This window comes from Micromonospora sp. NPDC049529, from assembly GCF_055586685.1.
This window is the reverse complement of sequence record NZ_JBVJHT010000002.1, coordinates 545,025-554,501: the sequence shown is the minus strand read 5'-3', so window position 1 is coordinate 554,501 and position 9,477 is coordinate 545,025. Positions and strand designations below refer to the sequence as shown.

At 70.2% G+C, this 9,477-nt stretch carries 8 protein-coding genes; 3 read left to right on the top strand and 5 right to left on the bottom strand.

Annotated features, from left to right (window positions below; translation table 11 throughout):
* The 3 genes from ACZ6QQ_RS05175 to ACZ6QQ_RS05165 all read left to right on the top strand — a co-directional run.
* Positions 1-835 (top strand): glycosyltransferase family 4 protein (locus tag ACZ6QQ_RS05175; RefSeq protein WP_465874483.1); only part of this gene is annotated, 835 nt, incomplete at its 5' end.
* A gap of 133 nt (positions 836-968) precedes the next feature.
* Complete coding sequence (locus ACZ6QQ_RS05170) at positions 969-2,639, top strand: serine/threonine-protein kinase (RefSeq protein ID WP_465874481.1); 1,671 nt, start codon at positions 969-971, stop codon at positions 2,637-2,639.
* A 150-nt stretch (positions 2,640-2,789) separates the two neighbouring features.
* Positions 2,790-3,599, top strand: a complete 810-nt coding sequence (locus tag ACZ6QQ_RS05165) for a metal-dependent hydrolase (protein WP_465874480.1) — start codon at positions 2,790-2,792, stop codon at positions 3,597-3,599.
* 63 nt (positions 3,600-3,662) lie between these two features.
* Here the strand turns inward: ACZ6QQ_RS05165 and ACZ6QQ_RS05160 are convergent, their stop codons facing one another.
* The 5 genes from ACZ6QQ_RS05160 to ngcE all read right to left on the bottom strand — a co-directional run bounded on the left by ACZ6QQ_RS05160 (position 3,663) and on the right by ngcE (position 9,452).
* On the bottom strand, positions 3,663-4,262 hold the full coding sequence (locus tag ACZ6QQ_RS05160; protein WP_465874478.1) for a nucleotidyltransferase family protein: 600 nt from the start codon (positions 4,260-4,262) through the stop codon (positions 3,663-3,665).
* Positions 4,263-4,381: 119 nt separating this feature from the next.
* The gene (locus tag ACZ6QQ_RS05155; protein WP_465874476.1) at positions 4,382-6,097 is read right to left on the bottom strand and encodes a bifunctional 3'-5' exonuclease/DNA polymerase; all 1,716 of its coding nucleotides are present in this window, start codon (positions 6,095-6,097) and stop codon (positions 4,382-4,384) included.
* Between the two features lie 62 nt (positions 6,098-6,159).
* Positions 6,160-7,095, bottom strand: a complete 936-nt coding sequence (locus tag ACZ6QQ_RS05150) for a carbohydrate ABC transporter permease (protein WP_465874475.1) — start codon at positions 7,093-7,095, stop codon at positions 6,160-6,162.
* A complete protein-coding gene (locus tag ACZ6QQ_RS05145; RefSeq protein WP_465874474.1) occupies positions 7,095-8,003 on the bottom strand; it encodes a carbohydrate ABC transporter permease in 909 nt (302 codons plus the stop codon). The genes ACZ6QQ_RS05150 and ACZ6QQ_RS05145 overlap by 1 nt, the downstream gene beginning before the upstream one ends.
* Before the next feature lie 15 nt (positions 8,004-8,018).
* Positions 8,019-9,452 (bottom strand): N-acetylglucosamine/diacetylchitobiose ABC transporter substrate-binding protein, encoded by a 1,434-nt coding sequence (gene ngcE / locus ACZ6QQ_RS05140; RefSeq protein ID WP_465874472.1) that lies wholly within the window; start codon positions 9,450-9,452, stop codon positions 8,019-8,021.
* Between the last annotated feature and the right edge of the window lie 25 nt (positions 9,453-9,477).

Here is a 9,477-nt window from a genome sequence, read left to right as displayed (position 1 = left end):
GGAATGGTGGCTCAGCCACGAATCCAGCCGCGTCATCACCTGCTCCGGCTACATGCGCGACCAGGTCAACAACCTCTTCAACCTCCCCACCACCCGAATCGACGTGGTACCCAACGGGGTCGACGAGCGGGCCTGGCACGCCAAGCCGAGGGCGGTCGCCTCGGCCCGGGCCAAGTTCGCCGGGGACGGACCGCTGATCGCGTTCGCCGGCCGGCTGGTCTACGAGAAGGGCGTCCAGCACCTGGTCCACGCCGTACCCCGGCTGCGCGAGCGGCACCCCGGACTGCGCCTGGTGATCGCCGGCGACGGGCCGTACCGCGCCGAGTTGCAGCACGAGGCGGACCGGCTCCGGCTGGACCAGACGGTCAACTTCGTCGGCTTCATGAACGAGAGCCAACTGCCGGCGGTGCTCGGCGCCACCGACGCGACCGTGGTGCCCAGCCTCTACGAGCCGTTCGGCATGGTCGCGCTGGAGGCGGCCGCGGCCGGCGCCCCGCTCGCCGTGGCCGCCACCGGTGGACTCGCCGAGATCGTCGAACCCGGCATCACCGGAGTGACCTTCCCGCACAGCGACCCGGAGGCACTGGCCGGTGCCGTCGACACCCTGCTCGCCGACGGGGTCTTCGCCCGCCGGGTGGCCCGCCGGGCCCGCACCATGGTCAGCGAACGGTACGGCTGGTCGGCGATCGCGTCCCGCACCGCCGCGACCTACACCACCGCCGTACGCGAGGCCGGCGCCGACACCCACCGGCGCGTGGCCGGGGCGACCGACGGACCACGGCGGATGGTGGTCCCGGAGGGCAACCTGCTCGCCCTCAACGGGGCCGCCTGCTGACCCCCCACCCCGGTCACACCCCCGTCCACCAGCGACTATCCACTGACCGCCGGTCGGTTCACTGATCCGGAGGATGTCCAACCACCCCACGGCTGGCTATCGTTACGGCGGGTGGCGGATGGGGGATCGGGTCGTGCAGCAGGTGCTTGTCGCTGGGCGCTACCGCCTGCTGCACACCGTCGGCCGGGGCGGGATGGGCCGGGTCTGGCTCGCCCGCGACGAGATGCTGCACCGGGACGTGGCGGTCAAGGAGATCGTCCCGCCGGCGTGGATGACCGAGTCCGAACGCGAGGACCTGCGGCTACGTACGCTGCGGGAGGCGCGCACGGCCGCCCGGCTGAACCACCCCAACGTCGTACGCGTCTACGACGTCATCCACACCGGTGACACCCCCTGGATCGTGATGGAGTACGTCCCGTCCCGGTCGGTGCAGGAGGTGCTCCAGACCGAGGGACCGTTCCCGCCGCTGCGCGCCGCCGAGATCGGCCGGGAGGTGCTGGCCGCCCTGCGGGCCGCGCACCAGGCCGGGGTGCTGCACCGCGACGTCAAGCCGCACAACGTCCTCATCTCCGACGAGGGTCGGGTGGTGCTCACCGACTTCGGACTGGCCACGGTCGACGGTGGCGACGGTGCGATGACCCGCGCCGGCATCGTGCTCGGCTCCCCCCAGTACGTCGCACCGGAACGCGCCGCCGAGGGCACCTCCAGTGTCGAGGCCGACCTCTGGTCCCTGGGTGCCACCCTCTACGCCGCCGTGGAGGGTCGCTCCCCCTATGCCCGGTCGACCGCGATGGCGACCCTGACCGCGCTGGCGGTGGCACCACCGGACCGGGCGCGGCTGGCCGGTCCACTCCGTCCGGTGCTCAACGGCCTGCTCCGCCGCGACCCCCGGCAGCGGCTCACCGCCGCCGAGGTCGACCGCATGCTGCGCCGGATCACCGACGCCGGACCGAAGACGCCGCGCCGGAGCATCACCGACGCCCGGCCGAAGGCGCTGCGGCAGAGCCTCGCCCGACCCCGGCGACCCGAGCCGGCACCCGTCGCGCCGATGCCCCCACCCGCCCCGGCCGGGACCGCCACCAGCATCGCCTTCAGCACCCCGGCGGGCGTACGGCGCCGGCCGGGCTGGCGGGCGGCGAGTGCCGTCACCGTCGGCCTGGTCCTGCTCGCCGCCCTCGGCACCGCGCTGACCGTGCAGGTCAGACAGGACGCGGGCCGGGTCGCCGCCACCGGACCGGGTCCGGACCCGACGGTCGCGCCGCCGACCCCGGCACCGGCTCCGGCGTTTCCCTGTGCCGCCCGGTCCGACGCCCCCACCCTGGTCACCGAGGCGCCGCCGCCGCCTGGTGAGCGGTACGCGCTGGTCACGGGCTGGACCTGGTACGTCGACCCGTCCGGGTTCCGGATCGCGGCCCCGATCGGTTGGCGGGTCTTCACCGACGGTCCGGTGGTCTGTTTCCAGGAGCCGGACGGTTCACGGGTGCTCAGTGTGGACCCGTCCACCGCTGCGGTGCCCGACGCGCAGGCGTACTGGCGGGCGGAGGAGGCGCGGCTCACCGACCGGGGCGCGCTGCCCGGTTACTTCCTGGTCACCATCGGTCCGCTCGACTTCCACCGGGGCGGGGCCGAGTGGGAGTGTCGATGGACCAACGCGGCCGGCAAGCAGGTGCACACCAACCGGATGCTGTTCCACACCTCGCCGACCCGCGCGTACACGATCGCCTGGTTGACGCCCGAGTTCGACTGGCAGGTCAACCGGGTCTACCTGCCGATGCTGCGGCTCAGCTTCCGCCCGGCCGAATAGCCGGTCCGGCGCCCGCCGGTCAAGCCGGACCGGGTCCGCGTCGCCATCCCGACGCGTCTCCGGTTTGGAGGGACCCGGTGATTGCCTGTGGACGTCGCGTTTGGCAAAGTGATCGCGCTACGTGGGGTGATCCTGGGGAGGACGCACATCATGATGGGACCGTCCCATGCACTGTCCGGCGCTGCCGTCTGGCTCGCCGGTTCCTGGGGGTTGTACCAGTTCGCCGGCTACGAGCAGTCGCCGCTGGCGATCGCGGTCGGTACCGCTGTCTGTGCCGGCGGGGCGCTCTTCCCCGACCTCGACATGTCCGGAAAGGTCACCCGCAACCAGGGTGGCGCGACCGTGGCGCGGACCTTCGGTGTGGTGTCGCTCTTCTTCGCCGAGGTGATGGAGAAGATCTCCCTCGGTGTCTACCACGCGACGAAACTGAGCAAGGACCCCGATCGCAAGAACGGGCACCGGACGCTGACCCACACGCTGCCGTTCACCTTCCTGGTCGGCTGGGGCACCACCGCACTGTGCACCGCGTACGGCAAGTGGGCGGTGATCGGCATCCTGTTCTTCATGATCGGGCTGGCGCTGCGCGGCCTGTTCGACGAGTGGGCGAAGAAGGCCGGCTGGGTGATCGTGACCCTGGTGTCGGCGGCGGCGGCGTACTTCACCTTCCTGCACCTGCCAGGTGACCGGGGCTATCCGATGCTCGGGTTGGCGGTCGGCGTCGGCTGTTTCGTACACATCATGGGTGACTTCATCACCAGCGCGGGCGTGCCGATCCTCTGGCCGATCCCGATCAAGCGGCGAATGTGGTGGATGATCGGCCTGCCGAACAAGATCGCCGTGGAGGTCGGCGGCAAGGTCGAGACGGTGATCCTGCGGACCGCGTTCACGGTGGTGTCGCTGCTGGCCGCAGCCGGCCTGGTGGCGCCGACGGTGCTGGCCCGGTTCAACATCGAGGTCTGACCCGAGTGCGGTTCGGGTACGACGTCGGGCGGTCCTGAGCGGACCGCTCGACACCGGATGCCGTCAGACCGCGACCCGCTGGGCCGGCACCGGTACGGTCAGCCCCCAGTGCGCCATCAACTCGGGCGAGTCCACCCTGCTCCCGTCGGCGACCGCGTCGCAGGCGATGTCGACGATCTGGTGCTTGTGCGCCAGCAGGTACGGCCGCGCGCCGACGTCGGCGTTGGCCAGGGTGGCGATCCCGGCCCAGTGTCGCCGGCCGAACAGCATCGGGTAGCCGCGCAGTCCCGCGTAGGTGGCACAGACCAGCACGTCCGGGTACGGCAACGCGGTCACCCGCCGGATCGCCGCGCTGGTCAGACCGGGCATGTCCACCGGCACCACCACCACGGCCTCGATCTCCGGGTCGGTCAGCGCGTCCAGGCCCATCCGCATGGAGGAGCCGATCCCGGTCCCCCAGGACCGGTTCACCACGACCGTCGCGTCGGACAGGTCTGCGGTTGCGCGTACCTGGTCGGCGGCGGCCCCGAGAACGACGACGACGGGGTCGCACCCGGCGTCCCGTACGCTGTCGAGCACCTGATTCACCAGTGGCCGCTCACCCTGGTGCAGCAACGCCTCCGGGCCGCCGATCCGGCGTCCCCCGCCCGCGGCGATGATCATTCCTGCGATCCGACTCAGCTGCGTCACCTTCCACGCCGGCATACGACGGCGTCGTACGCACACCGGGCCCAACGACCGGGCCAGACTGAGGTATCGGCATCAAAAGGGCAAATTCGGAACTACGCCGCGTCAGCGTAGCAATCAACCACCGATACGTCGACCGGGAAGCGGACCGGGGTGGTCCCGAAGAGCAACCTCCCGGCCCGGTCCGACGCCGCCCGGACCAGCTCGACCACCTCGGCCGCCTGCTCCTGCGGACAGTGCACCAGCACCTCGTCGTGTTGGAAGAAGACCAGCTGGGCGGCGGTCCCGGCGAGCGCCCCGCGCAGGACCGCGAGCAGGGTCAGCGCCCACTCGGCGGCGGTCGCCTGGATGACGAAGTTGCGGGTGAACCGCCCCCGGGAGCGGGCGACGGCACGGGCCCGGGGCCCGAACGGGTCGACCTCGGCCCGCACCTCGAAGTCCGCGCCCTCACCGTCCTCCCGTACGCCGATCGACGACGGTGGGCAGGTCCGGCCGAGCCACGACCGCACCAGCCCGCCCGCCTCCCCGGTCCGGGCCGCGCTCTCCACGTACTCGAAGGCGGTCGGGTAGCTGCGCCGCAGCACCGCCAGCGCCGGGATCGCCGACCCGCCGGTCTGGCCGTACATGGCGCCGAGCAGGGCCAGTTTCGCGCGGGCCCGGTCACCGTCGAACGAGTCCTGGGCCAGCGCGGCGTAGAGGTCGCCGGCGCCACCGGCGGCGGCCAACCGGGCGTCACCGGAGACCGCCGCCAGCACCCTCGGCTCCAACTGGCCGGCGTCGGCGACCACGAACCGCCAGCCCGGATCGGCCCGCACCGCCCGCCGGACCACCTTGGGGATCTGCAACGCTCCCCCGCCCCGGGTGGCCCACCGGCCGGAGACGACACCGCCCGGCACGTACTCCGGACGGAACCGCCCGCCGTGCACCCAGGCGTCCCGCCAGGCCCAGCCGTGCGCGGTCCAGATCCGGTACAGCTCCTTGTGCTCCAACAGCAGCGGCACGGCCGGGTGGTCCACCCCGCGCAGCACCCAGGCCCGGGTGTTGGGCAGCTCGATCCCGGCGCGGGCGAAGGCGCGCAGCACCTCGGCCGGCGACTCGACGTGCAGTTGCCGGACCCCGAACGCCGCCGCGATCCCGGCGGAGAGCTCGACCAGCCGACGCGGTGGCCCACCGACCGGTGACGGTTCACCGAGCAGTTCCAGCAGCAGCTCGTCGTGGACGTCGGCACGCCACGGCAGCCCGTCGGCGCCCATCTCGACCGCGATCAGCGCGCCGGCCGACTCGGCCGCGACGAGCAGCCGGAACCGGCCCGGATCGGCGGTCGCCTCGATCCGGGCGTGCTGGTCGGCGTAGACCGCGACCAGCGCGTCCAGCCCCATCGTCGGGGCCTCGGAGACCGGTTCGAAGAGCGCGGCCTGTGCGTTGCCCGGCGGGGTGGCCGCGCGCGGCGCCGGGTCCGGCGGCACCGGCGTCCCGGACAACCGGGCCCGGGCGGCGGCCAGCGACCGCGGTTCGCCCCACCGGCCGGCGTAACCGAGCAGCAGCGACTCGGTCAGCTCGACGTCGTGGCAGCGGTCGACCCGCACCCCGGCGCGGCGCAGGGCCGGATAGCTCGACGCGGTGGACGGCCAGACCCAGCGGGGCCGCTCGCGGGCCTCCCGGTCGGCGATCGCGGCGGCGAGGTCGGTCACCTGCTCGGCCGCCCCGGCCGGCCGGCCGTCCGGGTGCAGGGGCTGCCACTCGCCCCCGCCGCCCTCGTCGGGCATCACCGCCACCAGCACGGACGCGATTCTGCCCGGCCCCTCCGACATGTTCCCTCGGGTGGGCCGGGCAGTGCGACGTGGATTACCGGCGCGGCGGTCGGACCGCCGGACTACTTGCCGGCCCCGGCGGTCAGGCCGGACTGGATCTGTCGCTGGAAGATCGCGTACACGATGATCATCGGAAGGATGGCGATGGTCAGCGCGGCGAACAGGCCGGACCAGTCCGCCTCGTACCCGGCGTTGACCGAGATGTCGGCGATGCCCTGGGTGAGCACCCATTTGTCCTTGGCGTTGGAGAGCAGCACGAGCGGTAGCTGGTACTGCGCCCACTGGCCGATGATGTTGAAGATCGTCACGCTGATCATGCCGGGTTTCGCCATCGGCAGCATGACCTGGAAGAACAGCCTGGTGTGCGACGCACCGTCGATCATCGCCGCTTCGGCCACCGAGTTCGGCAGGGTTCGGAAGAAGGCGACCAGGAAGAAGATGGTGAACGGCAGCGAGTACGCGGTGTAGACCAGCACCAGACCGGTGTGCGTGTTCAGCAGTCCCAGGTTGCGCACCACGAAGAAGAGCGGCACCAGGGCCAGGAAGACCGGGAAGGCCAACCCGGAGACGAACAGGTAGTAGATGAACCGGTTGCCCCAGAACTTGTACCGGGCCAGCACGTACGCGGCCATCGAACCAAGCAGCATCGTGAGGAACGTACTGAAACCGACCACGATGACGCTGTTGATGAAGTAACGACCGACCCGGGCCTTGGTCCAGGCCCGCCCCCAGTTCTCCCAGCGCAGTTCCGCCGGCAGGGTCCACGGGCTGCTGAAGATCTCGGTGGTGTTCTTGAACGAGGCGAGGAAGACCCAGATGATCGGCACCACGACGATCACTGCCCAGAAGAACAGCGCGAGGTGGCCCATGCCGTTGAGCAGACTCACCTCACCCCGGCCGGCACGCTTGCCGCGTCGGGGCTTCTCCACCGGCGGGAGGGGTCGGGAGCCGGGACCGTCCGGCTGGTCGATCCTGGTCGTGGTCAGCTGTGTACCCATCAGTACTCGACGCTTTCCCGCTTGGTTACCCGCAGTGTGAACACTGCGAAGGTGATGGTCAGGAAGAACAGCGCCACACCCATCGCCGAGGCGTACCCGTACTTGGAGTAGGTGAAGGCGTTGCGGTAGATCTCCAGCGCCAGGACGGTGGTCGCCCCGTCCGGACCGCCGTTGTCGACCGAGAGCACCGCCACCACCGCGAACGCGTCGAACGCGGCGATGCCCAGGTAGACCCAGGCGACCTGGAGGGTGTCCCAGAGCAACGGCAGGGTCACCCGGAAGAAGAGCGTGACCCGCGTGGCCCCGTCCATCTCGGCGGCCTCGTAGATCTCACCGGGAATCGACGCGATGCCGGCCGAGAAGAGCACCACGTAGAAGCCGACCGCCTGCCAGACCAGCACCCCGAGGATCGACCAGAGCGCGAGGTTCGGGTTGACCAGGAACAGCACCGGGTCCAGGCCGAGCTTCATCAGCACGCCGTTGATCAGACCGGACTCGTTCGGCCGGTAGACCGTCTGGAACAGCACCGCGATGATCGCCACGGCGAGGACCTGGGGAAAGAAGAACACCACCCGGTAGAACTTCGATCCCCAGACCCCCGTCCGCTTGCCCCCGCTGCTCTTGCCCGCCACGTTGAGCATGAACGAGAAGAACAGGGCGATGGCGATGGTGATCAGCGGCAGGGCGAGCAGTAGTACCAGGTGATGCTGGATCGCCTGCCAGAAGCGGGTGTCCTCGAACAACTGTCGATAGTTGTCGAAGCCCACCCACTGCGGGGCGGACAGTCCCCTCCAGTTGGTCATCGAGATCTGGAACGCCTGCACGTACGGGGCGATCACGAAGACCGAGTACAACAGCACCGGAGCGGCCAGGAAGCCGATCACGAATGGATACTTGCCGTGCCGCATGACCCTACGCTCCGATCAGCGCTTGAACTTGGTGACGGACGAGTCCTTCTTGATCGCGTCCGCCTTCTTCTGGATCCGCTCGACGTACGCGTCGGCCTTGATCCGACCGAACATCAGCTCGTTGGTCGCGGTCCGGGCCTCGGTGTCCAGCTCCTTGTACCAACCGTCGAAGAAGAGGTTCACCACGTTCGGGCCGGCGGCGGCGAGCGCGGCCTGCGAGCTGGCCACACCGGGCGGGAACGCGTAACCGGCGGAACCTGCGGTCACGACCGTAGCGGACTTGACCACCTCGGTGAAGCCCTTGGCCCCGGCGGTGGAGAGCATCTGACGCATGTACTCCATCGCGCCGCGCGGGTTCGCGCTCTTGGCCGAGACGAAGTAGCCCTCGGCCGCGGTGGCGCGGACCGTACCGGCCGGCAGCTTGTCCGACGCGGTCAGGCTCGGCAGCGTCATCATCTGGTACTCGAAGCCGGGCGGGGTGTCCTTGGCCTGCTCGTTCTCCAGCCAGTCACCGCTGGGGTAGAAGCCGACCTTGTACTGGTTCTGCAACAGCTGCACGTCGGTGTGCTTGAGCCCCTCGAAGCTCTTGTCCATGTACTTGGCGCCGATCTCGGCCCAGGCGGCCGCGGCCTGCTTGACCGGCTCGGCGGTCCAGGCGCCGTCCTCAAGGTTGTCGATGTTCTTCAGTACGTCCGGTCCACCGATCTTCGCGGCGTGGGTGAGGATGACGTTCCAGACGTAGTACGGCGCGTTCGCACCGGCGTAGCCGAACGGGGTGATGCCCTTGGCCTTGATCTTGTCGAGCAGCGCGGTGAACTCCTCCCAGGTCTTGGCGGGAGCCCAACCGTTGTCCTTGAACAGCTTGCCGGAGTACCAGAGGCCGAACACGGTGGAGACGTAGTTGAGCACGTACGGCTTGCCGTTGAACGTACCGACGTCGACGGTGCCGGGAACGACGGTGTCCCGGACCTTCTTCGACGGGTCGTCCACCGACGGGGCGTCCCACAGCTCGGTCAGGTCCTGCAGCTGACCGTCGGCGACCAGGGCGCCGAAGTCCAGCGACTTCTCGCCCGAGTTGTTGACGAACTCCGGCGGGTTGCCGGCGGCGAACCGGGGCTGGAGCACGGTGGAGATGGCCTGGCTGGCCTCGTGCTTGATGGTCGCCTTCGGGAACTTCGCCTTGTAGAGCGGCTCGTGCACGTCGGTGGCGTACTTGTCGCCGTAGCCACCGTTGAAGATGACCACCTCGAGCTGGGCGTCCTCCTTGACACCGAACGGGTTCTCGGCGCTCTTGGTGCCCTCGCTCTGCTCCTGCGTCTCGCCGTCACCGCCGGTGGCGCAGGCGCTGAGCACGCCCACGGCCGGAACGGCCAGCAGGCCGGCCGCGGCCGCCCGCTGCAATACGATGCGGCGGCTGAGATCCGACGGGCTGTCGGGGGTTACAGACATCTTCGTCTCCTCGGTTAGGTTTCGT

Coding starts and splice junctions, on each gene's coding strand:
- ACZ6QQ_RS05165 (WP_465874480.1), top strand. CDS start 2,790: ATGATGGGACCGTCCCATGCACTGTCCGGCGCTGCCGTCTGGCTCGCC.
- ACZ6QQ_RS05160 (WP_465874478.1), bottom strand. CDS start 4,262: ATGATCATCGCCGCGGGCGGGGGACGCCGGATCGGCGGCCCGGAGGCG.
- ACZ6QQ_RS05155 (WP_465874476.1), bottom strand. CDS start 6,097: ATGTCGGAGGGGCCGGGCAGAATCGCGTCCGTGCTGGTGGCGGTGATG.
- ACZ6QQ_RS05150 (WP_465874475.1), bottom strand. CDS start 7,095: ATGGGTACACAGCTGACCACGACCAGGATCGACCAGCCGGACGGTCCC.
- ACZ6QQ_RS05145 (WP_465874474.1), bottom strand. CDS start 8,003: ATGCGGCACGGCAAGTATCCATTCGTGATCGGCTTCCTGGCCGCTCCG.
- ngcE (WP_465874472.1), bottom strand. CDS start 9,452: ATGTCTGTAACCCCCGACAGCCCGTCGGATCTCAGCCGCCGCATCGTA.